This window comes from Pseudomonas sp. IT-P258 (assembly GCF_949767825.1).
Classification (GTDB): domain Bacteria; phylum Pseudomonadota; class Gammaproteobacteria; order Pseudomonadales; family Pseudomonadaceae; genus Aquipseudomonas; species Aquipseudomonas monachiensis.
Genome location: NZ_CATKPU010000098.1, coordinates 159,951 through 185,484 on the forward strand (window position 1 = coordinate 159,951; position 25,534 = coordinate 185,484).

A 25,534-nucleotide genomic window follows, 5' to 3' on the forward strand; every position below is an offset into this window, starting at 1 on the left:
GTGTAAAATGACAGTCGTACGGGAGTGAGCGCATTCTAAGCGTCATAAAAACAGGTGTGGTGGAGAGTTCGAAGGGGTTATGGAAAGATTCCGGGCTTTGTTATTAGGTCTTCCGCGCCGCAGTAAACGACTGATCCAGGTCGCTGCTGATGTCACGTTGGTGTGGCTAGCCCTGTGGATGGCATTTGTTGTCCGATTAGGCATCGATGAGATGGTCAACCCGTTCACTCAGCATCTGTGGCTTTTTTTGAGCGCGCCGTTTGTAGCAATTCCACTATTTTTTCAATTTGGAATGTATCGCGCGGTCATGCGCTATTTTGGTAATGATGCCCTTATTGCGATCATCAAAGCGGTAAGTTTGTCATCGTTAATTTTTGGCGTTGTCGTGTATTGGTATAGTAATCATCAGAATATTGTGCCGCGGTCAATAATTTTTAATTATTGGTGGCTAAGCTTGATCATGATCGGTGGTCTTCGACTGTTCATGCGTCAATATTTCCTCGGTGATTGGTTTTCCGCAGCTCAACATGTTCCTTTCACCAGCCGGGATAACGGATTACCTAAGGTGGCCATTTATGGAGCTGGTGCTGCCGGAAATCAGCTTGTGACAGCTTTGCGAATGGGACGAGCCATGCGTCCGGTCGCTTTTATCGATGACGATAGAAGTATTGCCAGTCGAGTTATTTCTGGCCTGAAGGTTTATAGACCAAAGCATATCCTGGAGATGATTGAGGCTACTGGTGCGCAGGAAATATTGTTAGCGATACCCTCCACGTCTCGTGGGCGTCGTCGAGAAATACTTGGTTTTCTGGAGGGATATCCCCTTCATGTTCGCACTGTCCCAGGTTTCATGGATTTGGCTAGCGGACGCGTAAAAGTCGATGATATCCAAGAAGTAGATATCGCCGACTTATTGGGGCGTGATGCAGTTGCTGCCCAGCATGAGTTACTCGAACATTGCATCAAGCAACAGGTCGTACTTGTTACCGGGGCAGGTGGGTCTATAGGTTCTGAGTTGTGCCGGCAGATATTGTCATTGCAACCCACGGTCCTCTTATTGCTCGAACATAGTGAGTTTAATCTCTATAGTATTTTGTCGGAGCTTGAGCAACGAATTGTTCGGGAGTCGTTGTCTACGAAAATTCTTCCGATCCTTGGATCGGTTCGTGATAGGGCTAAAATTTTAGATGTGATGTCAACATGGCGCGTAGCGACCGTCTATCACGCTGCGGCTTATAAACACGTTCCGATGGTCGAACATAATATTGCCGAGGGTGTACTCAATAATGTAATAGGTACACTTAGTACGGCCCAAGCCGCAATCCAGGCAGGCGTGGCTAACTTTGTATTGATTTCGACGGATAAAGCTGTTCGGCCTACAAATGTCATGGGTAGCACTAAGCGTCTTGCCGAACTGACACTTCAAGCTCTCAGCAAGGAACCGGCACCTGTACTATTTGGTGACACTGCAAGCATATCTAGAGTCAATCGAACCCGATTTACGATGGTCCGTTTTGGAAACGTTTTAGGTTCTTCCGGCTCGGTGATACCATTGTTTCACAAACAAATAAAATCAGGTGGCCCACTCACAGTTACTCATCCTAAAATCACTCGTTACTTCATGACCATTCCAGAGGCGGCGCAACTGGTTATTCAGGCGGGCTCTATGGGAATGGGAGGTGATGTTTTCGTGCTGGATATGGGCGAACCGGTAAAAATTGTTGAGTTGGCAGAGAGAATGATTCATCTGTCAGGTTTAAGTGTTCGTTCAGAAAAAAATCCGCACGGTGATATCTCCATTGAGTTTACTGGGCTACGCCCAGGAGAAAAACTCTACGAAGAACTGCTGATTGGTGACAACGTAGTTGCAACTCAACACCCGATGATCATGAGTGCTCACGAGGATTATTTGGCCTGGGAAGTCCTCAAGGTCAAACTGACGCATCTGCTTGCGGCGATTGAGGAGGATGATTACTCCCTCGTTCGACAATTACTGAGAGAGACAGTCCATGGATACACCCCTCAAGGAGAGATAGTGGATTGGATTTACGAACAGCGGCGTCTTGATCATTAAGCCGGTTATATTACGGATTTTAACTGGAAAAAGCTTGGGATCATGGCGGGCTTAGTAGGTGTGCCGAATAGATGTATTATATGGTTTTTAAGCTTTTTTATATTTTTGATGGCGTTGGTTCGAATACTAGGGCTTGTATTGTGTGTGCATTTAAGGAGTGAGTCATCTTGAATCTTGAGATAAGTGATACTGAATGCGAAGTTCACGCTACCATTGAACAGCGTATCGTGGTGATAGGCGGAACTGGCTTTGTTGGTCAGCATTTACTCAATTCTTTAGTTGATTGCAGCAAAGAGTTCGAAATTATTTTCGCGGTCCATCGAAACGAACCACTTTGGTTAACAGAGTCGCCTATACAGGTTCGACATTTTGACTTGGATGATAGCGCGTCGTTAGAGAAAATTTTGAATTGCGGCAGCATCGTTTTGAATCTGCTGCGGCCAGACGGCGCTGGATGGTTCTTGTCTGCGGTCAAGAATATTTTGCGTGCTTGCGGTAATGCACGTGTTAAACGTTATATCCATGTTTCAAGTATTGACGTTTTTGGAGCAAGCCAAGACAGCATTTGTACTTCTGCGTCACAAATCGTACCTATCACGCCTTATGAACGTGAGCATGCCGCTGCTGAGAAGCTTGTGAGCGCTGTCAATGCCGAGCATTTCGAAACCTTGATTTTGCGCCTTGGCGCGGTATTTGGTGTCGGTGGATTAAATGTTGTTTCATTCGTAAGGGAAGTTTCGAGTGCCCCCGGCTGGAAGCTCGCATTACGCCGTTCATTGTACGGTGCGCGGAGAATGCATTTGGTCAGTGTTGAAAAAGTAGTCGAAGTTTTATTGTTTATTACTACGGCGGCGCCAATAGTTCAGGGGGAAATTATTGTCGTGACGGAAGACGCCGACGCTGATAATAATTTCGCTTATCTCCAGGATTGCTTGCTGGAAGTATTTAACCGTGCTGCAGCATTTCATATACCTTACCTTCCTCCGCGAGTACTGCGTTTGGTATTAAATGCCAGGGGGATTAGTAATACCGATCCAATGCGCCGCTTCCATGAAGATCGATTGTTGCAGCTTGGATTGTCTGATTCTGCACTGTTCACCAATCGCCTTAAAGGTTACTTGAGTCACTTGAGGGCAACGGTATGAATGTTTTATTGGTCAATATTTCTCTTGATGCACAACGTGGAGGAGGAACAGCGGAGCGCACAAGACATTTAGCCAATACCCTTACGGATAAAGGCTGTCGTTGTCAAGTTATCGCGATGTCTGGTGATTCCTGGCAATCAGAATTTGATAGTCGAGGTGTTAAAACCTACATTACTGGCAAAATTGGTCACCGCCTTCCAATCCCCTTGGTCAATTTTATACGTCTGTGGAAAGCGGTGAAGTCTGCTGACATTATCCATATCATGGGCTATTGGAATTTGCTGAGCATTATTACCGGCTTCTTCGCCTGGATCGCGCGGACTCCTTATGTGCTTTGCCCTGCGGGTGAATTCGCTTCCATCGGAAAGCCTCGCCCAGTTATGAAGCTGTTTCATTTGTTGCTTGGTAAAACGCTCATAAAAAGGGCATCGGGGTTTATTGCAATTACTCAGTTAGAACGGATACTAATTGCAGAAGTTACAGGCTTTTTGCAAGATCGTATCCCGGTGTTTCCGAATGGGGTGGCGGAGCCTGCGTTAACTCAAATGCGTACACTGCAGTATCTGCCTGAAGAGCCGTATATTTTATTTATGGGTAGGCTTGCCCCTGTCAAAGGCCCTGACTTGCTAATTAAAGCCTATCTCTCCACAAAGGCAGCTCACCATTATCCTTTAGTGCTTGCCGGGCCAGACTTTGGAATGCAAGCCGAACTTGAAGCCTCTTTGATTGGTCATGAAATAGCTCATCAGATTCATTTTATTGGATTTCTCAATGAGGCCCAGAGAAATGAAGCTTATCAACATGCATTGATGCTTGTCATTCCCTCTAGATCGGAAGCCATGTCACTTGTTGCTCTGGAAGCAGGAATTACAGGTTTGCCGGTGTTACTGACAAGTACATGTGGCTTTGACGAAGTGCAGACGATCAACGGGGGAAGTGTAGTCGAGCCGACAGCCGCAGGCATCAGCAGAGGACTTCAGGTCATGTTTTCAGAAATCGACGATTTGACGCTTAAAGGGCAGCGACTTAAGTCGTTTGTAATCGACCATTATAGTTGGCATGTAATTGTAACTAACATGGTCGATTATTTTGAGGGTTTTATTCAGGATAATTAGAGTGGTTGTTAATGTAAAAAGTTGATGGGTTGCTTTTGTTTATTTAGTATCCATCTCAGTACGATTAAACCTATAAGAAAAGCGGTTATCTCAATTACGAAAAATAGAAATGCCCTGGGAAAATTAATTTGTACTATCAAGTATGCCATTGCAACGCCAATGGTAGCACTTGTCATTACGTTGCTTAGTAATCGCTTGGCGGCAAGCTCGATGCTATAACCCAAGAAGAATAATAGAGCCATGCCAGCAAAAAGCACGAGATAATTGCCGCTGTAATACAGTACTGCTATAGGACCAGGGATTGTCATGAATGTAAAGTTTTCTAATCTTTCATACTGTGCATTTGATATGCGCTGGTATATTGCTTGTGTGCCTTGTGCTGGATCCTCTCTTAAGCCTCTCATAAAAAGATCTAAATCTAGGTGATTTTCGCTTGTTACTGCTAAAACTCCTTCAGCGCCAATCCATCGGTCTACGATTAGCTTGCTCAATTCGTTTGCGATTTGTTTGAACTTCAGTTCGGGTGATAGTTGATATGGAGCGACGGGCGGTTCTGGGGTGACGTCGTGTGTCAAAGCTTTTTCGGATAACTCCAACGACGTGGAATTACTCCCGGATTCCTCCAGGTTTCCTGTCGCGGACGTGGAATTACTCCCAGGCTTTTCCAGGCTTCCTGTCGCGGGCGTGGAATTACTCTCAGGCTTTTCCAGGTTTCCTGTCGCGGACGTGGAACTACTCCCAGGCTTTTCCAGATTTTCTGTCACGGAGGTGGAATTACTCCCGGATTTTTCCAGACTTCCTGTCACGATGGTTTTTTCTGTATAAGGTACTGCCTTTGCAAACGAAGAAAGGCGGTCAACTGATACGGAAATTATTGAAAATGCAAACAATAAAGCGGTCGTCGAAAAAATCTTTATCCAACCGATTTTTGATATGTTCCACTCTAATTTTTTTCCTTGTATCAGGTAAGCAATAAAAGGGACTGAAACATGAAGGATCATTTGTGCACGACTGCCCATCGAAATTGATGTCAGTGCACCCTCAATAATGACGATATAAAAAAGCATGTTGGGGGTTAATTTGCCGTTTTTTACCAACCAGTAAGCCAAGGTAAAAAGAGCAATAGAGTTTCCCCAGGCGATCATGAAGGACAAGATTACGTAAATATAACTATGCAGCTTTAAAGTTGGTTCGTATCCAACTTTGATGATCGAATAGTAATAGTTGAAAATTAGAGAGGCAATTGTGAAGATGATTGCCATGGTCAAGAGCGTTGATAAGAGCTTTGTGTTTATATTGGTTTCCAGCTCTTTTCTTTTTTTCAAGCCGGCCACGACAATGAAGTAACAGATAAGCAGCGCGCTAAATGCTGTGATCAATACTGCAATAGCGTTGTCCCATGCAGTTGGAGATTCATCAAAACCACCTATAGGCTCAATGAAATTGTTTCCAATGAGCAAGTGCAAAGTGATTTTTGCCCAGCAGCCTAAAGTCAAAAAGGAAAATAGAAAAAAAATGAAATAGCTTTTTGGTCGGTTTGTAATCGTGGCGTATATTATGGCAATGCTCAGCGTGCAATAGGTCGCAAATAAAGCGATCATGCCTGGGTAATAGAAGCCTGCCCATATGCTAAGCAAAGTAACTGTAGCGACAATCCATTTTGTTGTCGCTTTATTATCTAAATAGCCTTCTGATATTCCGTTCATTTTTTTACCGATGCGGATTTATATATACCGATTACGTAGCTGATCATCTTGCGAGAAAATATTGATGAAGGGCTTAGTGTCGCGGCCCGAAACATCTGCTTTAAACTGATGAGGTAACGTCCGGAGAAACCATGCATGAACCCTGAAAGCAGATAGGCGTTTGCCATCGCCCTTTTTTTCCAGCGAAGAAACCTTTTGGGTAAACCATTCGTATTATAAAAATCTTTAATAACGGTAACTGGCTCATCTGATCGTTGAGCGCTGGAGGGATTATAGGTGGTCGACCCAGAGTGAATGCGGAAATCTGCCAGCGCCTCGGGTACGCGGATGAATGGGCCGTGTTGGCAAAAACGTAGAAAAAAGTCCATGTCCGGAATGTTTCTTAGCCCAGTATTCCAGTCGCCCACTAGCGCCCATGTTGCCCGTTTGAATAGCGCGCCCGGACCAGGCAAGCATTGGAAATTGGCAATGAGCAGGTTTTCAGAGTATTCGGGGGCTGTAATGGTCCTAACATAATTTGAGTCTTCGTCAATCACGCAAAAGTCCGGGTATGCCAATACTGCTTCAGGTGACAACGCCATTCGCGAGACTATCGTCTCGATTGCATTAGGGTGTAATCGGTCATCAGCACTTAGATAACCCAACAAATCACCGGAGCTTTGTTTCCATCCAAAATTCATGGCAGCGCTTTGCCCTGCATTTTCTTGTCTGAAATGCGAGAACTGCATAGGATGATTCATCAGCAAATTCGGAGTGTCATCTGTTGATCCATCATCAACCACAATCAGTTCGACATTTTGATAAGTTTGTTTTTTGACGCTATCAATTGCATCCAGCAAATATCGAGCAGTATTGTACGTGGGGATGACAATAGTGACTTTCGGTAATGTCGTTATTTTATCTTCCATGGAGGTTCTCTTAGTGAAAATAGGATTGGCTGAATTTAAATATTGATTTAAAGCTGGCGGTAGTTTTCAAGTTGAATATACGATTTACATAATGGATCATCAGGGCGGACTGGATAATGCTGCCCGAGCTATAAACGATCGCTAATCCAATTATGCCGAAATATATGAACGCCACACTTCCTCCGGCGATCATCAATACACCGCTGACAATAGAGATCCGCATGGCGATATGTTGTTTTTGCAGCATGACCAAAACCATGCCGGCGGTTCCCGCAAAGGTCTGAATAACTTGAGCGAAACCGAGGATGATAAATATAAAGTAAGCTTCTGAATACTCCTCTGGCCAGGCTATCGCAATAATGAGTTGACCTAAAACGGCAAATAATAGATAGCCCGTGATTGCCATTCCCGTTGCTGCGCCCGCACCGATACCCATTACTTTTTGCAGGTAACGTTTTTTCCGTCGAACCCACAGGCGCCCAATTGATGGTGCGATCACTGTATTGATTACTGCCAGGGGAATCAGCACCAAGGCAGCAAGCCGTGATGCCAGGCCATAGATTGCCACATCAGCGGTGCTGCCAAAGAAAGCAATGATCCACAAGTCTGCTTGAGCTACGATAAATAGCACGCTTGTAGTCGTAAGGTTAGGTATGGTTTGCCACAGTATTTCGGAATAACCTATAGCTTCTTTGGTTTCCCCATCATGAGTGTTATGCCAGCGCCACAGGGAGTATCCACCCAGTAATGCGGTACATAAAACACCAAGAACTCCCGAGAAGAGAAGGGTATCCAATGAAAGTGTTATTTTTGACTGCCAGGCAATAATAACGGTAGCAGCGCTGGCGACACCAGCGCCAACCACCAGGAAACTCGCCTGAACAAAGTGTCCTAGAACCCGGTGTTGCTCGGATAGTAAAGTTACCGTGGCGGCTAACATCATGCTGATTGAGATAAGTGGCGCTAATTTCTGCAGAGCGCTTACCAACTCAGAGTGCAACAGGTTTTCCAGTACCGTAAGTGTTATCCAAAAAGTAAACGCGAACAGGCTTGCCGCTGAGCATCCAATGATTAAGGTTCGCCGTAAAGTTTGCTTTATCCTGGCAGTGTCTTTATCACCCATAGCTCTGGAGATAATAGCTGGAGCTGTAATGCTTAAGCCTAACTGACCCAAAGTGGCAAGCGCTGCTATTATGGACTGACACAAAAAAAACAAGCCCACGGACTCTTGTTTCATAGTGAGTGGCAGCAAAATTCCGGTCAGAGCCCCCGTACCAAGCAGGAGAAATCGACCGATGATGGCTGCAGCACTCGCAGCCACTGGAGAGGATAGAGCGCTGATATTTTTCTTCGCAGCCATTTATTGAGATTTCGCAGCAGGTCATAAGGCAGCTGCCGATTTTCACGGTTTTTCAATGCCCTGTCTACAGCCATGGTCCCCCAGTTCTAGCCGATCGGCGGAGGCTGTGATTTCTGCCGTGGCTGAGCAAACTTACTCACCTGGAAGATGCAACGGTTGGTGACTCGGCAACCCATAGGCTATTTTAGCAATGCTAAAGGGGGATCAGTTCCACCCTCTGCCTCTTCACGGAGTGCTACCTGGTTTCAATCGTGCCATTGACGTATTGATGGTGCATCTTCTCAAGACGCTACCCGCGACTCTTATAGTTATTCTTTCTGTTTTTATTTAATTTCCCCTATTGCTAGATAATTTATTCGGAAAAATTGGCGATTTAAATAAATTTTGTTCAGACACTCCTCGTTCATCACACAGCTGCTGGAGTCGTACTGCCAACTCCAGCGTTTACCTTTACGACATGTTATCTGGCCAAACTCCTTCATCTCGACCTTTGATTGTTTCATTTTCCGCAACAGACACATTTTTGACATCCTCCCACGTCGCCTGATTTGAGGAAGCCACTTCAGGCAAGCTGCTTCTTCAACCGATGTCATGGAGCGCCATTTTGCGTACGTGCTATTTCTACTCCCAGGTTTTTGCCCTGCTCACCAGCACCTCTATTGCCGCTAATGCAGCGCCTGCAGCGAAGCCGGAGCCTACCAAGGCTCCGGTGGCGATGAAGGCTTCAGCGAATGCGCAATCTGGTACAGCGGGTCTTAGGCCGATGTGCCGACTTTGCAGCGTGAGTCAAGCGATATTGGGGGAGACCAAGGCTCTGGCGATTGTTGTGTATCGCGAAAGTAATGGTCTGTTTGTGTCCTTCGACGAGTTGTTCGAAGTGAAGGGTATCGGCAAGGCCCTTCCAGATAACAATCGCGAGAAGTCTCGGTTGAACTAAGCTTGTAAATCAGCCTTGGAGGCCGGTCATTGACCGGCCTTTTTCATTTTGGCGACTGCTGCGAGGTTTTGACTTCCGTAGGCAATAGAAAAATTATGACTATCATATTACTTTTAAATTGTGTGCATAATAAATAAGCCGTTCGCCCAGGCGCGCTGAGACTCAGGCGCTTATCTATCCCTCTGGCATCTCCCAGGAGCAAAGTCATGACGTCCATTCAGTCCCAAGGCACCGCACTCGTCACTGGTGCTTCTTCCGGTATCGGTGCGATTTACGCGCAACGGTTGGCAGCGCGAGGTTTTGATTTGTTGCTGGTTGCTCGTAAACAAGAGCGGCTTGAAGCTGCGGCAAGCGCGTTGCGCAATGCTCACGGGGTTCAGGTGGAGGTGCTCAAGGCAGATCTGACACAGAAGGACGACGTGTTGAAACTTGAACAGCGTCTGCGTAGCGATTCGAGCATCAGCCTTTTGCTGAACAATGCCGGCGTGGCCGCAGATGGCTTGTTGGCCAACGCCGATACCGATCAACTGGAGCGAATGATTCAGTTGAATGTTACAACGGTGACGCGATTGGCATCGGCCGCGGCGGCCAGTTTTGCCAAGGCGGGCCGGGGTACCATCATCAACATTGCTTCAGTGGTAGCGCTGTTTCCCGAGCGCTTCAACGCCACCTACAGCGCCAGCAAGGCTTATGTATTGAGCCTGACCCAGTCGTTGAACGCCGAACTCGATGGCACCGGGGTCAAGGTCCAGGCCGTATTGCCTGGTGTGACGCGCACCGAAATCTGGGAGCGCTCCGGTATCGATGCTTCGCAGATTCCGGCCGAGATGGTCATGGAAGCGGGGGAGATGGTAGACGCTGCATTGTCGGGTCTGGATCAGGGCGAGTTGGTCACCATTCCTTCGCTGCCGGATGTCGCCGACTGGGATGCTTTTGTTGCGGCACGCCATGTGATGGCGCCCAATCTTTCCAAAAGTAAAGTCGCTGCGCGTTACAAATGAAACGCCCCTAATCGACTGAGGTATTGCGGTATGAGTGATCGTCGAGTGGTTGTAACTGGCATGGGCCTGGTGTCGCCGCTGGGAAGCGGTGTCGAAGCTGTCTGGGCGCGGCTGTTGGCCGGTCGTTCCGGACTGCGCAATTTACCGCAAGAGGTGGTTGCCGATCTGCCGGCCAAGGTCGGCGGTGCAGTGCCCGCGCTGGCGGATGATCCGGAGGCGGGGTTCGATCCGGACCGGGCAACCCCGCCCAAGGAACAGAAGAAGATGGACCGCTTCATTTTGTTCGCCATGGAAGCGGCGCGTCAGGCACTGGAGCAAGCCGGCTGGCAAGCGCTGGATGCCAATGCCCAGGAGCGCACGGCCACCATCATCGGTTCAGGTGTGGGTGGTTTCGGCGCGATCGCCGACGCGGTGCGCACCACCGATAGTCGTGGGCCGAGACGTTTGTCTCCATTCACCATCCCTTCATTCCTGGTCAACCTCGCGGCAGGTCATGTGTCGATCCAGCATGGCTTCAAGGGGCCATTGGGTGCACCGGTCACGGCATGCGCTGCCGGCGTTCAGGCGATTGGCGACGCAGCGCGGCTGATTCGTACGGGTGAGGCGGACATCGCGGTGTGCGGCGGTGCAGAGGCAGCGATCGATCGGGTCAGCCTGGCCGGGTTTGCGGCTGCTCGCGCCTTGTCCAGCGCTTACAACGACACGCCTGAACGCGCTTCGCGACCTTTCGACAGTGGTCGCGATGGTTTTGTCATGGGAGAAGGGGCCGGGCTGCTGGTCATCGAGTCTCTGGACCATGCGCTGGCCCGGGGCGCCCAGCCCTTGGCGGAGCTCGTCGGCTACGGCACCAGCGCCGATGCCTATCACCTGACCGCCGGTCCCGAGGACGGCAACGGTGCGCGGCGGGCGATGTCGTTGGCATTGGCTCAGGCTGGTGTTTCTCCGGCTCAGGTTCAGCATTTGAATGCTCATGCAACCTCGACTCCGGTGGGGGATCTGGGTGAACTGGCGGCGATCAAGGCGTTGTTCGGTGCGCAAAATGGTATTGCCGTGACATCGACCAAGTCGGCGACCGGGCATTTGCTCGGTGCAGCAGGGGGAATCGAGGCGATCTTCACGCTGCTGGCGATCCGAGACCAGGTTGCACCAGCGACACTCAATTTCGAGAACCCGGACCCTGCCACTGAAGGAGTGGATATCGTTCATGGCAAAGCGCGGCCAATGGCCATCGAGTATGCGTTGTCCAACGGCTTCGGATTTGGTGGGGTCAATGCCAGTGTACTGTTCAAGCGTTGGCAGGGTTAATCCTGCGAGTGCTTGAGGTGTTCGCGTGCGATGTCGAGAATCCGTTGGGCAAACCCGACGTCGGCCACGCTGCGCGATAACAGCAAGGCGCCGACCAGCGTAGACATGATGACGATGCTGCGCTCGGCGGTGCGCTCACCCTCAAGGGTATGCTGGATCTGATCGAGTCGCGCCTGGAGCACGACGTCGCTGGTCGGACTCGGTTGACCACGCAGCCCCAGTTCCGAAGAAATGGTCAGCAGCGGGCAGCCTTCGTGGGGAGAGGTTTGATGCCATTCGGACAGGTAAGCGTCGATGAAGGCTTTGAGTGGCTGTTCCTCGGCGAAGATTTGCGCACACAGCTCGTCGACTTGTGCACCGGCCTCCTGCAAGGCTTTCTCTACCAGTTCGTCTTTGGACTTGAAGTGCGAGTAAAAGCCACCGTGAGTCAGGCCCAGTGCTTTCATCAGGGGTTGCAGCCCGGTCGCGCCGATACCGTCGCGTCGGAATCGCGCTGAAGCTTCCTTGATAATGCGTTGGTGGGTCTGGGCTTTATGGTCCTGCGAGTAACGCATCTGATATCTCCGCATCAATGCGCCATATTAACCAATGAAAATTGCATGGTGACTGTACTTCTACTTCTAATAAACATGCAGATGCTTCGATATGGGTGCAAAGCGGCGTGATTTCGGGCGTTTCCACGCAAAAACAAACCCCGCTTTCCAAGGCGGGGTTTTCAGTCAGCGGTCCTGCGCTTCCTTGGCGTCCATTTCCGCATTGCGTTCGGCGACGCGCTTGCGTTGCTCTTCGGTCAGTTCGACCTTGTTGGCGGTGTCGCGCAGCAGCATCAGGCCACCAACGATCGAGCCGATGGCAACGACCAGAATCAACCAGGCATACCAGGGCATAGGACTCTCCTTGAAAAGCAGGCGGTCGGCGAGGGTTCGCCAACCGATCGTGCATACCGTTTTGAGTGATGGGGTTTCATCGCAGTTCCATCGCTATCACCCCATTCTATGCCTGTTGTTCAAGGTTCACTCGAACGCTTTCACAGTCCGGTCAGCATCGCATCCGCCGGGGCGTCTGCGCGCAGTTGTGCGGTGAGCATGAAGTACACGAAACCTGCCGCCATGAAGCCCAGGAAGATCAGGCCGATCAACGTGTTGAACCAGGCCATCGCCACCAGGCATACCACCGCCAGCATCAGTGCAATGAACGGCACCAGCGGGTAGCAGGGGGCGCGGAAGGTGCGTTCCAGGTTCGGCTCGGTTTTGCGCAGCTTGAACAGGCTGAGCATGCTCATGATGTACATCACGATGGCGCCAAACACGGCCATGGTGATCATCGCGGCGGTCAGCGTCATGCCGCCGAGGTTGATCAAGCCGTCGCTGTAGATGGCAGCAATGCCGATCACGCCGCCGGCGATGATCGCCCGGTGCGGGGTTTGAAAGCGTGACAATCTGGCCAGGGAGGACGGCAGGTAACCGGCCCGGGCGAGGGCGAAGAACTGCCGCGAGTAGCCAAGAATGATCCCGTGGAAACTCGCCACCAGCCCAAACAGGCCGATCCACACCAGCATGTGCAACCAGCCCGAGCTTTCGCCGACCACGGTTTTCATCGCCTGGGGCAGCGGGTCATTGATGTTCGACAGGGTGCGCCAGTCGCCGACGCCACCGGCGAAGAACATCACGCCCATCGCCAGCAGCACCAGGGTCAGGATACCGCTGATGTAAGCCTTGGGAATCGTGCGTTTCGGGTCCTTGGCTTCTTCGGCGGCCATGGCTGCGCCTTCGATGGCGAGGAAGAACCAGATGGCGAAGGGGATCGCCGCGAACATCCCGGCAATCGCCGGAGCACCGAATACATCGGAACCGGCCCAGCCATTGAGGGCGAAGTTGCTGAAACTGAATGCCGGGGCGACCACGCCCATGAACACCAGCAACTCGGCGACCGCCAGCACGCAGACCACCAGTTCGAAGGTTGCTGCCAGTTTCACGCCGAGGATGTTGAGACCCATGAATACGATGTAGGCACCGACTGCCGCGTGTTTCGGGTCCAGGGCTGGAAACTGGACATTGAGGTAGGCGCCGATGGCCAGGGCGATCGCCGGCGGGGCGAAGACGAATTCGATCAGTGTCGCCAGTCCGGCGATCAACCCGCCTTTCTCGCCAAAGGCACGACGGCTGTAGGCAAAGGGACCTCCGGCGTGGGGAATGGCGGTGGTCAGTTCGGTGAAACTGAAGATGAAGCAGGTGTACATGGTGGCGACCATGAATGAGGTCACCAGAAAGCCCAGGGTCCCGGCTACGCCCCAGCCATAGCTCCAGCCGAAATACTCACCGGAAATCACCAGCCCGACCGCAATGCCCCACAGGTGCAAGGTGCCCAGCGTGGGTTTGAGTTGTGTGTTCATGGGTTTGCTCCCTGAGTGGTTTGGAACGCTCAGGGGAGGTCAGTGCAGTGGGCGTGCCATTTCACGATTACGCGTCGTAATGGGCTGAAAGCTGTCGTATCGGGGATGTTCGCCACTGGATGCGCGAATATTGTGCGTCAGTCAGGGGCGCGTTTGTTGTAAATGCGGCTTTCGCGAGCAAGCCCGCATACCCGCTCCCCAACACCGCTGCAACGCGCAGGTTGGGTATTTCAATGCAGGTGCGGGCAGCGCTTGATGCTCAGGCTTGCTGAGTGAGGCACTCGCGCAACGCCGTTTGCCAGTCTGGTTGACTGACACCCCAATCGCGCTGCAAGCGACTGCAATCCAGGCGCGAGTTGAGCGGTCGGGCTGCGGGTGTCGGGTAGTCGCTGGACGGGATCGGTAACAGGTCGGCGCAGCGCTTGCCCTGTTGTCGCAGCGCTTCACCGATCGCCTGGGCGAAGCCGAACCAGGAGGTCTCACCTTGAGCGGTCAGGTGATAAGTACCCCAGTTGGCGACCTGGCTCGTCTGCCAGCGCTCAATCAGGGCAAGGGTGCTATCGGCGATTGTACCTGCCCATGTAGGTGCTCCGATTTGATCGGCGACTACACGTAACTCCGGTTTCTCTTGCAGCAAACGCTGCATCGTCAACAGAAAATTGCGGCCATGGGTTGAATAGACCCAACTGGTACGCAGGATCAGGTGTTTACCTTGCACGTCCCTGATGGCTTGTTCACCGGCCAGTTTGCTCTTGCCGTACACCCCGAGCGGATTTGGCGTGTCGTCCTCGTTATAAGGTCCGGCTTTACTCCCGTCGAATACATAGTCCGTGGAGTAATGAATCAACGGGATGTCGAGAGCCAGCGCTTCTTCGGCAAGGATGCCGGGAGCTACCGCGTTTATGGCAAAAGCTGGTTGCGGCTCGCTTTCTGCCAGATCAACCGCTGTATGGGCCGCTGCATTGACGATCAGATCGGGCCGGATGTTTTGCACCTGACGGCGAATCTGATCGGGTTGAGCGAGATCGAGCTGATCGCGACCCAATACGATCAGTTCGCCGACAGCCCCCAGCCGCTGCTGTAATTCATGTGAAACCTGACCGTGTCGGCCATTGATGAGTATTTTCACGGGAACAGTCCAGTCTCGTTACCGGGCGAATCGGGCTCGCACAGGTTCATTGCTCTTCCCCTGCCAGCTTGGCCAGGTACTGGCCATACCCGGTTTTGCCAAAGTACCGGGCGCGCTCCATCAACTGCTCGCGGTCGATCCAGGCATTTTCATAGGCGATCTCTTCGAGGCAGGCGACTTTGAGGCCCTGGCGGTGTTCGATGGTCTGCACGTACTGAGAGGCTTCGAGCAAGCTATCGTGGGTGCCGGTGTCGAGCCAGGCGAAACCTCGACCAAAACGCTCGACCTGCAGATCGCCACGTTGCAGATAGGCATTGTTGACGTCGGTGATTTCCAGCTCGCCACGAGGCGAAGGTTTCACCGCCTTGGCGATCTCGATCACATCGTTGTCGTAGAAATACAGGCCGGTAACGGCATAGCTGGATTTCGGCGCTTTCGGTTTTTCTTCGATCGAAAGGGCACGGCCATCGCTGTCGAAATCAATCACGCCGAAGCGCTCGGGGTCCTTGACCCAGTAGCCGAACACGGTGGCGCCGCGGGTGCGTTTTGCCGCGCTCTGCAATTGTTCGCCAAAGTGCTGACCATGGAAGATGTTATCGCCCAGGATCAGGCACACAGGGTCATCGCCAATGAACTCTTCGCCAATCAGAAACGCCTGGGCCAGACCGTCCGGCGAGGGTTGCTCGGCAAAGCTGAAATTCACCCCGAACTGGCTGCCGTCACCCAGCAGATTGCGATACTGGGGCAGATCCTGCGGGGTGGAGATCAGCAGGATATCCTTGATGCCGGCCAGCATCAGCACCGAGATCGGATAGTAGATCATTGGCTTGTCGTAGACCGGCAACAGCTGTTTCGACACTCCAAGCGTAATTGGGTGCAGGCGCGTGCCCGAGCCACCCGCCAAAACGATGCCTTTCATCATGCGAGCAGCTCCTTGGGATTGATGGCGCCAAGGCGTTCGCCCTGATAGCTGCCGTCTTGAACGCGGCGGCACCATTGCATATTGTCCAGGTACCATTGAACGGTTTTGCGCAGGCCGGTTTCGAAGGTCTCTTCGGGCACCCAGCCCAGTTCGCGTTCAATCTTGCTGGCGTCGATGGCGTAGCGCAGGTCATGCCCGGGGCGATCCTGGACGAACGTGATCAGGTCGGCGTAATGCGCAACGCCCTCAGGCTTGAGCGGTGCCAATTCTTCGAGCAGGGCGCAGATACCACGCACCACGTCGATGTTCTTTTGTTCGTTGTGCCCGCCGATGTTGTAGGTCTCGCCAACGGCGCCGGTGGTCACCACTTTGAGCAGTGCCCGGGCGTGATCCTCGACGAACAGCCAGTCGCGCACTTGCAGGCCATTGCCATACACCGGCAGCGGCTTGCCGGCCAGAGCATTGAGGATGACCAGCGGAATCAGTTTCTCGGGGAAGTGGAACGGCCCGTAATTGTTCGAGCAATTGGTCAGCAGCACCGGCAAGCCATAGGTTCGCTGCCAGGCGCGGACCAGGTGGTCGGACGCTGCCTTGCTGGCGGAGTAGGGCGAGCTCGGCGCGTAGGGCGTCGTTTCCGTGAACAGATCATCGACACCGTGCAGGTCGCCGTAAACCTCGTCAGTGGAAATGTGATGAAAGCGGAAGGCGCTTTTCTCAGGCTCCGGGAGGGCTTGCCAATAGGCGCGGGCGGCTTCGAGCAGGCTGTAGGTGCCGACAATGTTGGTCTGGATGAATTCCGATGGCCCGTCGATGGAACGATCGACGTGGGACTCCGCTGCCAGGTGCATGATCGCGTGAGGGCGGAAACGCGCGAGCACCGCACTGACGGTCGCCTGATCGACAATATCGGCCTGAACGAACTCGTAGCGAGTGTCGTTGGCAATGCTGGTCAGCGATTCGAGATTGCCGGCATAGGTCAGTTTGTCCAGGTTGAGCACATCATGCTCAGTGTGTTGAATCAGCTCGCGGACAAGGGCCGAGCCTATGAAACCGGCTCCGCCGGTAATAAGGATACGCACGTTGGGCCAGCCTTCTTCAGTAATGCGAATAGCGTTAGCTTGCAGGCGCAAGCGGGGAGGCGCAAGAGATCTTGACCCCATTCGCTTGCGTCGCGTCAATCGGGCCGGATTATCCATGACTTGGAGCGTTCACTCACTACCCTGGCGCACAATTTAGAGCGCTATGTACGACACACCCGTTGTTCTCCTGGCCGGAGCACCTTCGCGCACCCTGTAACCCCGGCGTAAACCCACTCTTTACGCGTTCTTTATGCCCCGCAGGCACCCTCGGTCTCGTTCCTTTACAGCCTCCTTTCCGACAATGACTCCACACGCGGCAATACGCCGTAACACGGAGAACTTCCATGAGCGTTCTGGATGGGGTGTCGCTGCTGCTGGCAGTAGGGCTGTTCATTTATCTGTTGGTTGCGCTGCTGCGCGCGGACCGGAACTAGGAGTGGCCATGCACAATTATGACTATTGGCTGATCCTCGGGTTTTTTGCCCTGGTATTAGTCCCGGCGCCGTTTCTCGGGCGCTTCTACTACAAGGTGATGGAAGGGCAGCGCACGTGGCTGACGCCGATTCTCGGTCCTGTCGAGCGCGGTTGTTATCGTCTGGCCGGCGTCGATCCGCAGGCCGAACAGAGCTGGCAGAAGTACGCGCTGGCCTTGCTCGCCTTCAACCTCGCGGGTTTCCTGCTGCTGTTCGCGATCCTGTTGTTCCAGGACCACCTGCCACTGAACCCGCAGAGCCTGCCGGGACAGGAGTGGACGCTGGCGTTCAACACCGCCGTCAGCTTCATGACCAACACTAACTGGCAGGGCTACAGCGGCGAAGCCTCCCTGAGCTACTTGAGCCAGATGGCAGGCCTCACCGTGCAGAACTTCGTCAGCGCCGCCACTGGCCTGGCGGTACTGGTCGCGCTGTGTCGCGGCATCGGCCGCAAATCTACCCGGACCCTGGGCAACTTCTGGGTCGATATGACCCGTGCCACCCTCTACGGCCTGTTGCCGCTGTGCCTGCTGCTGGCGCTGTATCTGGTCTGGCAGGGCGTGCCGCAAACCTTCGCGCAGTACGTGAATGCGGTGACGATGCAGGGTGTTGACCAGGTGATCCCGCTGGGGCCGGCTGCCAGTCAGATTGCGATCAAGCAATTGGGCACCAACGGTGGCGGTTTCTTCGGCGTGAACTCGGCGCATCCGTTCGAGAACCCGACGGCGTGGAGCAATCTGTTCGAAATGGCCTCGATCATTCTGATCCCCGTCGCGCTGGTGTTCACCTTCGGCCATTACGTGAAGGACCTGCGCCAGAGCCGCGCGATCATCGCCTGCATGCTGGCGCTGTTCCTGATCGGCGGCGCAACCTCGCTGTGGGCTGAATACCAGCCGAATCCGGCCCTGAACAATGTCGCCGTCGAACAGACCGCGCCGCTCGAAGGCAAGGAAGCTCGCCTGGGCACCACTGCCACGGTGTTGTGGTCGGTGACCACCACGGCCGCGTCCAACGGTTCGGTGAACGGCATGCACGACAGCCTCAGCCCGCTGAGCGGCATGATGGCGCTGGTCAACATGATGGTGGGCGAAGTGATCTTCGGCGGCGTCGGCGCAGGGCTCTACGGCATGTTGCTCAACGTGCTGATCGCGGTGTTCCTCGCTGGCCTGATGATCGGCCGTACTCCGGAATACCTCGGCAAGAAACTGCAGGCCAGGGAAGTGCAGTTGCTGGTGGTGACGTTGATGGTCATGCCGATTGGCGTGTTGGTGCTCGGCGCGATTGCCGCCAGCCTGCCTGGTCCTGTGGCCGCGGTGAGCAACCCTGGGCCTCACGGATTCAGTCAGTTGCTCTACGCCTACACCTCGGCCAGCGCCAACAACGGTTCCGCCTTTGCCGGCTTCGGTGCCAACACCCCCTTCCACAACCTGATGCTGGGCTTGGGCATGTTGATCGGTCGCTTCGGCTACATCCTCCCGGTCCTGGCCCTGGCCGGCAGCCTGGCGATGAAGAAAACCGCACCGATCGGGCAGAACAGCTTCCCGACCCACGGCCCGCTGTTCGTGACCCTGCTGACCGTGACCATTTTGCTGGTGGGCGGTTTGACCTTCCTGCCTACATTGGCGCTGGGTCCTATCGCTGAACATTTGAGTATGGCTGCTCTTCTGAAATAAGGAGCTAAGGAATCCATCATGAATATGCACGTTCCAGCTTCAAAACCTGCGTCACCGACCAAGTCGGTCGAAGCGCCAAAAACCGCTTTCTCGGCCCTGTGGCGTCCGGCGCTGGTGCAAGCCTTCGTCAAGCTCGACCCAAGGCAATTGCAGCGTGCGCCGGTGATGCTGGTGGTCGAACTGACGGCGATCCTGACCACCGTGCTGTGCTTCATTCCCGACACGGCAGTGCCGACCTTCGTCGCCGCACAAATCGCTGTATGGCTGTGGTTCACCGTGCTGTTCGCCAACTTCGCCGAAGCCCTGGCCGAAGGTCGCGGCAAGGCCCGCGCCGACAGCCTCAAGGCCGGCAGCGAAGGCCTCAGCGCCCGGCGCAGGACCGGCAACGGCAGCTTTCAGGTGGTGCCCGCCGCCAACCTGCGCAAAGGCGATGTGGTGCGCGTCGAGGCGGGAGAGATGATTCCCGGTGACGGCGAAGTGATCGAAGGTATCGCGGCGGTCAACGAAGCAGCGATTACCGGTGAATCGGCCCCCGTAATTCGCGAGTCCGGTGGTGACCGCTCGGCCGTTACCGGCAACACACGGCTGGTGTCCGACTGGCTGCTGGTGAAGATCACCGCCAACCCCGGCGAGTCGACCCTGGACCGCATGATCGCCCTGGTCGAAGGCGCCAAACGCCAGAAAACCCCGAACGAAGTGGCGCTAGACATCCTGCTGATCGGCCTGACCCTGATCTTCCTGCTGGTGGTCGTCACCCTGCAACCGTTCGCCCACTTCGCCAATGGCAGCCTGCCACTGGTGTTCCTGGTGGCGCTGTTGGTCACGTTGATTCCGACCACCATCGGCGGTTTGCTGTCGGCCATCGGTATCGCCGGGATGGATCGCCTGGTGCGCCTGAACGTGATCGCCAAGTCCGGTCGTGCGGTGGAAGCGGCGGGGGACGTGCACGTCCTGCTGCTGGACAAGACCGGCACCATCACCTTTGGTAACCGTCGTTGCTCGGCGGTGTATGCCGCGCCTGGCGTCACTGCCAGGGAACTGGCTGAAGGCGCGTTGTTTGCCTCGCTGGCCGATGACACGGCTGAAGGCAAGTCCATCGTTGAGTACTTGCGTGGCCTTCACCCTCAGCCGGAGCCATCCGCCGAGCTGTTGACCGCTGTGCCGTTCAGTGCTGAAACCCGCTTGTCCGGTGTCGACTATCAGGGGCGCGTGTACCGCAAGGGCGCGGTGGATTCGTTGTTGGCGTTCGTGGACCTCAAGCGCGCTGATCTGGCTGCATCGTTGTCCCGTGAGATCGACAAGATCGCCCAAAGCGGCGGCACCCCGTTGCTGGTGTGTGCCGACGGCAAGTTGCTGGGTGCGATCCACCTCAAGGACGTGGTCAAGCCCGGTATCCGCGAGCGTTTCGCCGAGTTGCGCAAGCTGGGGATCCGCACCGTCATGGTCACCGGCGACAATCCGTTGACCGCCGCTGCCATCGCCGCTGAAGCGGGTGTGGACGATGTGCTGGCCGAAGCCACGCCGGAGAAAAAACTGGCGCGCATTCGTCACGAGCAAAACGACGGTCGTCTGGTCGCCATGTGCGGCGACGGCGCCAACGACGCCCCGGCCCTGGCCCAGGCGGATGTCGGCATGGCGATGAACGACGGTACGCAAGCGGCCCGTGAAGCGGCCAACATGGTCGACCTCGACAGCGACCCGACCAAGCTGCTGGACGTGGTGCAGATCGGCAAGGAATTGCTGGTCACCCGCGGTGCGCTGACGACCTTTTCCATCGCCAACGACGTGGCCAAGTACTTCGCGATCCTGCCGGCGCTGTTCGCTGCCATCTACCCGCAACTGGGCGTGCTCAACGTGATGCACCTGAGCAGCCCGCAGAGCGCGATTCTCTCGGCGATCGTGTTCAACGCCCTGATCATCGTGGTGCTGATTCCGCTGGCGCTGCGCGGTGTGCGGGTTCATGCGGCGAGTGCGGCGGCGTTGCTGCGGCGCAACCTGCTGATCTACGGCCTGGGCGGGATCCTGGTGCCGTTCGTGGGCATCAAGGCGATCGACATGCTGTTGACGGCGTTGCATCTGGTTTGACTGCGTGGTGTGCCAGATAAGCCGCCATCGTCGGAACGCCGCCCGGAGCAAGCTCGCTCCCACAAAAGCACCTCATACCCTGTGGGAGCGAGCTTGCTCGCGATGGATGCGCCACGGTGTACCTGACTTGTGAATTAGAGGATTTTGAAATGTCCACATTGATACGCCCGGCCCTGAGCCTGCTGGTCCTGATGACGCTGATCACCGGCGTCGCTTATCCACTGGTGGTCACCGGCGTGGCCCAGGTCGCGTTCCCGGATCAGGCCAACGGCAGCCTGGTGCGGGATGCCGAAGGCAAGGTCCGCGGTTCCTCGCTGATCGCCCAGGATTTCGTCGGCGACGCCTGGTTTCACCCGCGTCCTTCGGCCGGTGCCTTTGCCACCGTGTCGAGCAGTGCCAGCAACCTGTCGCCGAGCAACCCGGCGCTGGCGACGCGGGTGATCGACGATGCCAGCAAACTGTTGGTGCCAGGGCAGGGGCCGGTGCCATTGGCGCTGCTCACTACATCCGGCAGCGGTCTGGATCCGCACTTGCCACCGGCGGCGATTGCCTATCAACTGGCGCGTGTCGCGACGGCGCGCAACCTGCCGGTCGCAACGCTGCAACAACTGCTGGATGCCCACGTCGAGCAACCACTGATAGGCCCGCCGGTGGTGAATGTGCTTGAGTTGAATCGGGCGCTGGAAAAACTGTAGATCAAAAGATCGCAGGCTTCGCCAGCTCCTACAGGATGTACGCCATCTGGCGTAGGAGCTGCCGCAGGCTGCGATCTTTTAATGCCACACCCAACTATCAAGTCAAACAAGGCAATGAAAATGAGCAACTCCGGCCGCGCCGACGCGCTGTTAGCAGACCTGCCCCGCGATGGCCGTGGCCGGCTCAAGGTATTTCTCGGTGCCGCACCGGGTGTCGGCAAGACCTACGCCATGCTGCAAGCGGCCCACACCCAGTTGCGTCAAGGGGTGAAGGTCATCGCCGGCGTCGTCGAAACCCACGGCCGGGCCGAAACCGAAGCACTGCTCGGCGGCTTGTCGCAACAGCCGTTGGTACGTTCCGAGTACCGTGGCGTGTTGCTCGAAGAAATGGACCTCGACGGTCTGCTCCTCGCCAAACCGAAGCTGGTGCTGGTCGACGAACTGGCGCACACCAACGCTCCGGGCAGCCGCCACGAAAAGCGCTGGCAGGACATTCAGGAACTGCTCGCCGCCGGCATCGACGTGTACACCACGGTCAACGTCCAGCATCTGGAAAGCCTCAACGACCAGGTGCGCGGCATCACTGGCGTGCAGGTCCGCGAGACCCTGCCTGATTGGGTGTTGCAGGAAGCCTACGAACTGCTGCTGATCGACTTGCCGCCACGGGAGCTGCTGGAGCGCCTGCGCGACGGCAAGGTCTATGTGCCGGAGCAGGCGCGGGCGGCCATCGACGCGTTCTTTTCCCAGACCAACCTCACGGCCCTGCGCGAACTGGCGATGCAAGCCGCGGCGGCTCAGGTCGATAACGATCTGGCCCAGGGGTATCGTCAGTTGGGGCAAGCGGCGCCGGCCGTGCGCGGGCGATTGCTGGTGGGGGTCGACGGCGATGCCCAGGCCGAGCGCCTGGTACGCCATGCCAGTCGCGTGGCCCAGCGGCGGCACCTGCCCTGGAGCCTGGTGCACGTGGACAACGGCAGCGTGCGTGACGAGCAGTCCCGCCTGCGTCTGCAGAGCGCCCAGCAACTGGCCGAGCGCCTGGGCGGCGAAGTGGTGCTGCTGCGCGCCGGTGAAGTGGCGAAAACCCTGATCCAGCATGCCGCCGAACGCCGCGCCAGCCTGGTGCTGGTCGGCCAGTCCCGTCCGAGACTACGTCGACGTCTGTTCGGTGGCGGGCTGGCGGCGCGACTGCTGCGTAATGCACGTGGGCTGGAGATCAACGTTCTCGACAGCGATCACCAACAGCTTCAACCCCATCAGCGGTCGATGCATTCACTGGTCTGGTTCGACTATGCATTGGCCGTGGTCGCGACGGTTCTGGCCAGCGCCCTGGCCTGGGCGGTGGCGAGTGTTTTGCCACTGCCGAACATTTCCCTGGTGTTCCTTGCAGCGGTATTGCTGGTGGCGGTGCGCAGCAGCCTCGGGCCGGCGCTGGCTTGTGCGGCGCTGTCGTTCCTGACCTACGACTTCCTGTTCATTCCACCGAATTTCTCTTTCAGCATCCAGCGCGAGGAAGATGTGCTGACCTTGCTGTTCTTCCTGCTGATGGCGGCCCTCACTGGCAACCTCGCGGCGCGCCAGCGCCGGCAATTGCAGGCATTGCGCGATACCCAGGAAGAGACCACTGAACTGCTCGACCTGTCCCGCAAACTCACCGCCGCCACCGACCGCCAGGCCGTGGTCAGCGCGGCTGCCCAGCACCTCAATGGTTGGAGTGATGTGCAACTGTGCCTGCTCAATCGCGACGGGCAAAACGGCTGGCAAGTCGAAACCGGTGGCCCCCTGGAGTTCAGCGAAGCCGAGCGCGGCGCCGCCGATTGGGCCTGGCAGCACGATCAACCCGCGGGTGCGGGCACCGGCACCTTGCCGTTCGGCCGCTGGTGGTGGTGGCCATTGTCGGTGGAGGACGGACCGCTGGCGTTGCTTGGCGTGTGCGCCAGGGAAGGCCAGACTCTGAGCGGCCAGCGCCGACGCTTGTTGACCGCACTGAGCCAGCCGCTGGCCCAGGCGCTGGCCCGGGCGCAACTGGCCGACGATCTGGAAGCGGCGCGGCTGCACGGCGAAACCGAGCAACTGCGCAGCGCCTTGCTGGCGTCGGTGTCCCATGACCTGCGTACACCGCTGACGTCCATGCGCGGCAGTATCGACAGCCTGCTGGCCCTGGGGGAAGCGATCCCGCTGGAGGACAGACGTGAGTTGCTCGAAGGCACCCGCGATGAAGCCGAGCGCCTGGACCGCTACATTCAAAACCTGCTCGACATGACCCGCCTCGGCCACGGTGCCTTGAAGCTGGCACGGGACTGGGTGTCGCCGGCAGACATCGTCGGCAGTGCGCGCAATCGCCTGCGGGCAGTCCTTGCGCCGTTGCAGGTCAGCACCGACGTACCGGCCGAGTTACCGTTGCTGTATGTGCATGCCGCGCTGATCGAACAGGCACTGATCAACGTGATGGAAAACGCCGCGCGGTTTTCGCCACCCCACGGGCGCTTGCAACTGCGCGCCGGGGCCGATGACAGCGAGCTGTTTTTCTCGGTCAGCGATGAGGGGCCGGGGATTCCGGAAGAGGAACGGGCGAAAATTTTCGACATGTTCTACACCGCGGCGCGGGGTGATCGCGGCGGGCAGGGTACCGGGCTGGGGCTGGCGATTTGTCAGGGCATGGTCGGTGCCCATGGCGGTCGCATCAGTGTCGCCGACGGCATCGAGGGGCACGGCACCTGCATCACGTTGCACCTGCCGCTGCAGGCTCAGCCGGGATACGACAGTGAAGCCTGATCGTGCTTGCGCTACTCTCTTGCCACTTCTTTGTGTTGATGTGAATTCATGAGCCAGACCCCGACCATCCTGATCATTGACGACGAACCGCAGATCCGCAAATTCCTGCGCATCAGCCTCGTTTCCCAGGGCTACAAAGTGCTGGAGGCGGGTACCGGCAGCGAAGGATTGGTGCAAGCTGCGTTAAACAAACCGGACTTGCTGGTGCTCGACCTCGGCTTGCCGGACATGGACGGCCAACAGGTATTGCGTGACTTTCGCGAGTGGTCGACGGTGCCGGTGCTGGTGCTCTCCGTGCGCGCCAGTGAAGGGCAGAAAGTCGAGGCCCTGGATGGCGGCGCCAATGACTACGTGACCAAGCCATTCGGCATTCAGGAATTCCTGGCGCGGATCCGTGCGTTATTGCGCCAGGTGCCCGCAGGCGAGGCGCAACCAGCGGCGCTGAACTTCGGTCCGTTGACGGTCGACCTGGCGTATCGCCGGGTGCTGCTCGACGATGTCGAAGTCGCGCTGACCCGCAAGGAATACGCCGTGCTGGCGCAACTGGCGCGGCATCCAGGGCGGGTGATCACCCAGCAGCAATTGCTCAAGGACATCTGGGGGCCGACCCACACCGAAGACACTCACTACCTGCGCATCGTGGTCGGGCACTTGCGCCAGAAACTGGCGGATGACCCGACCCAGCCCAGGTTCATCGTCACTGAGGCAGGGGTGGGGTATCGGTTGTTGGGTGAGGGTAGCCTTTAGATCTTCGTTGCCTGAT

21 protein-coding genes are annotated in these 25,534 nt (G+C 55.7%); 12 read left to right on the forward strand and 9 right to left on the reverse strand.

Annotated elements, in window-relative coordinates; all coding sequences use genetic code 11:
- Nucleotides 1–79: 79 nt before the first annotated feature.
- From ACM6G4_RS26725 to ACM6G4_RS26735, 3 genes are all read left to right on the forward strand, one after another.
- A complete protein-coding gene (locus tag ACM6G4_RS26725) occupies nt 80–2,074 on the forward strand; it encodes a polysaccharide biosynthesis protein (RefSeq protein ID WP_414914962.1) in 1,995 nt (664 codons plus the stop codon).
- A 167-nt stretch (nt 2,075–2,241) separates the two neighbouring features.
- Nucleotides 2,242–3,219, forward strand: a complete 978-nt coding sequence (locus ACM6G4_RS26730) for an NAD-dependent epimerase/dehydratase family protein (RefSeq protein ID WP_414914963.1) — start codon at nt 2,242–2,244, stop codon at nt 3,217–3,219.
- Complete coding sequence (locus ACM6G4_RS26735) at nt 3,216–4,334, forward strand: glycosyltransferase (protein ID WP_414914964.1); 1,119 nt, start codon at nt 3,216–3,218, stop codon at nt 4,332–4,334. Before ACM6G4_RS26730 ends, ACM6G4_RS26735 begins: the two co-directional genes overlap by 4 nt.
- Before the next feature lie 8 nt (nt 4,335–4,342).
- On the opposite strand, the gene ACM6G4_RS26740 is transcribed toward ACM6G4_RS26735, so the two are convergent.
- From ACM6G4_RS26740 to ACM6G4_RS26750, 3 genes are read right to left on the reverse strand one after another with little or no spacing between them, the layout of a single operon-like run.
- A complete protein-coding gene (locus tag ACM6G4_RS26740; protein WP_414914965.1) occupies nt 4,343–6,040 on the reverse strand; it encodes a hypothetical protein in 1,698 nt (565 codons plus the stop codon).
- On the reverse strand, nt 6,037–6,948 hold the full coding sequence (locus ACM6G4_RS26745) for a glycosyltransferase (RefSeq protein WP_414914966.1): 912 nt from the start codon (nt 6,946–6,948) through the stop codon (nt 6,037–6,039). The genes ACM6G4_RS26740 and ACM6G4_RS26745 overlap by 4 nt, the downstream gene beginning before the upstream one ends.
- Nucleotides 6,949–6,958: 10 nt before the next feature.
- Nucleotides 6,959–8,308, reverse strand: coding sequence for a lipopolysaccharide biosynthesis protein (locus ACM6G4_RS26750; RefSeq protein WP_414914967.1), 1,350 nt, complete (start codon nt 8,306–8,308; stop codon nt 6,959–6,961).
- Nucleotides 8,309–8,912: 604 nt separating this feature from the next.
- Here ACM6G4_RS26750 and ACM6G4_RS26755 point away from each other — a divergent pair.
- The 3 genes from ACM6G4_RS26755 (at nt 8,913) to fabF (ending at nt 11,551) form a co-directional block, all read left to right on the forward strand.
- The gene (locus tag ACM6G4_RS26755; RefSeq protein WP_414914968.1) at nt 8,913–9,245 is read left to right on the forward strand and encodes a ComEA family DNA-binding protein; all 333 of its coding nucleotides are present in this window, start codon (nt 8,913–8,915) and stop codon (nt 9,243–9,245) included.
- A gap of 206 nt (nt 9,246–9,451) precedes the next feature.
- On the forward strand, nt 9,452–10,246 hold the full coding sequence (locus tag ACM6G4_RS26760) for an SDR family NAD(P)-dependent oxidoreductase (RefSeq protein ID WP_414914969.1): 795 nt from the start codon (nt 9,452–9,454) through the stop codon (nt 10,244–10,246).
- Nucleotides 10,247–10,276: 30 nt separating this feature from the next.
- Nucleotides 10,277–11,551 carry a beta-ketoacyl-ACP synthase II gene (gene fabF / locus ACM6G4_RS26765; protein WP_056727140.1) on the forward strand — a complete coding sequence of 425 codons (1,275 nt, stop codon included), beginning with the start codon at nt 10,277–10,279 and terminating at the stop codon, nt 11,549–11,551.
- On the opposite strand, the gene ACM6G4_RS26770 is transcribed toward fabF, so the two are convergent.
- From ACM6G4_RS26770 to rfbB, 6 genes are all read right to left on the reverse strand, one after another.
- Nucleotides 11,548–12,105 carry a TetR/AcrR family transcriptional regulator gene (locus ACM6G4_RS26770; protein WP_056727139.1) on the reverse strand — a complete coding sequence of 186 codons (558 nt, stop codon included), beginning with the start codon at nt 12,103–12,105 and terminating at the stop codon, nt 11,548–11,550. The two genes, fabF and ACM6G4_RS26770, sit on opposite strands and share 4 nt — an antisense overlap.
- Before the next feature lie 165 nt (nt 12,106–12,270).
- The gene (locus ACM6G4_RS26775; protein ID WP_007985427.1) at nt 12,271–12,438 is read right to left on the reverse strand and encodes a DUF2897 family protein; all 168 of its coding nucleotides are present in this window, start codon (nt 12,436–12,438) and stop codon (nt 12,271–12,273) included.
- 140 nt (nt 12,439–12,578) lie between these two features.
- Nucleotides 12,579–13,943, reverse strand: coding sequence for an ethanolamine permease (gene eat / locus ACM6G4_RS26780; RefSeq protein WP_056727138.1), 1,365 nt, complete (start codon nt 13,941–13,943; stop codon nt 12,579–12,581).
- A gap of 259 nt (nt 13,944–14,202) precedes the next feature.
- On the reverse strand, nt 14,203–15,072 hold the full coding sequence (gene rfbD / locus ACM6G4_RS26785) for a dTDP-4-dehydrorhamnose reductase (RefSeq protein WP_414914970.1): 870 nt from the start codon (nt 15,070–15,072) through the stop codon (nt 14,203–14,205).
- 46 nt (nt 15,073–15,118) lie between these two features.
- Nucleotides 15,119–15,994 carry a glucose-1-phosphate thymidylyltransferase RfbA gene (gene rfbA / locus ACM6G4_RS26790; protein WP_056727136.1) on the reverse strand — a complete coding sequence of 292 codons (876 nt, stop codon included), beginning with the start codon at nt 15,992–15,994 and terminating at the stop codon, nt 15,119–15,121.
- Nucleotides 15,991–17,073, reverse strand: coding sequence for a dTDP-glucose 4,6-dehydratase (rfbB, locus tag ACM6G4_RS26795; RefSeq protein WP_223541086.1), 1,083 nt, complete (start codon nt 17,071–17,073; stop codon nt 15,991–15,993). Before rfbB ends, rfbA begins: the two co-directional genes overlap by 4 nt.
- Before the next feature lie 344 nt (nt 17,074–17,417).
- Between rfbB and kdpF the strand changes: the two genes are divergently transcribed.
- The 6 genes from kdpF to ACM6G4_RS26825 all read left to right on the forward strand — a co-directional run bounded on the left by kdpF (nt 17,418) and on the right by ACM6G4_RS26825 (nt 25,518).
- Entirely contained in the window at nt 17,418–17,507 is a 90-nt protein-coding gene (gene kdpF, locus ACM6G4_RS26800; RefSeq protein WP_007899818.1) for a K(+)-transporting ATPase subunit F, read from the forward strand.
- A gap of 8 nt (nt 17,508–17,515) precedes the next feature.
- A complete protein-coding gene (kdpA, locus tag ACM6G4_RS26805; RefSeq protein WP_414914971.1) occupies nt 17,516–19,219 on the forward strand; it encodes a potassium-transporting ATPase subunit KdpA in 1,704 nt (567 codons plus the stop codon).
- A gap of 18 nt (nt 19,220–19,237) precedes the next feature.
- Nucleotides 19,238–21,304 carry a potassium-transporting ATPase subunit KdpB gene (gene kdpB / locus ACM6G4_RS26810; protein ID WP_056727134.1) on the forward strand — a complete coding sequence of 689 codons (2,067 nt, stop codon included), beginning with the start codon at nt 19,238–19,240 and terminating at the stop codon, nt 21,302–21,304.
- A gap of 149 nt (nt 21,305–21,453) precedes the next feature.
- The gene (gene kdpC / locus ACM6G4_RS26815; protein ID WP_056727133.1) at nt 21,454–21,999 is read left to right on the forward strand and encodes a potassium-transporting ATPase subunit KdpC; all 546 of its coding nucleotides are present in this window, start codon (nt 21,454–21,456) and stop codon (nt 21,997–21,999) included.
- A 120-nt stretch (nt 22,000–22,119) separates the two neighbouring features.
- Nucleotides 22,120–24,771, forward strand: coding sequence for a DUF4118 domain-containing protein (locus ACM6G4_RS26820; RefSeq protein ID WP_414914972.1), 2,652 nt, complete (start codon nt 22,120–22,122; stop codon nt 24,769–24,771).
- Nucleotides 24,772–24,819: 48 nt separating this feature from the next.
- Nucleotides 24,820–25,518, forward strand: coding sequence for a response regulator (locus tag ACM6G4_RS26825; RefSeq protein WP_414914973.1), 699 nt, complete (start codon nt 24,820–24,822; stop codon nt 25,516–25,518).
- Nucleotides 25,519–25,534: the final 16 nt, after the last annotated feature.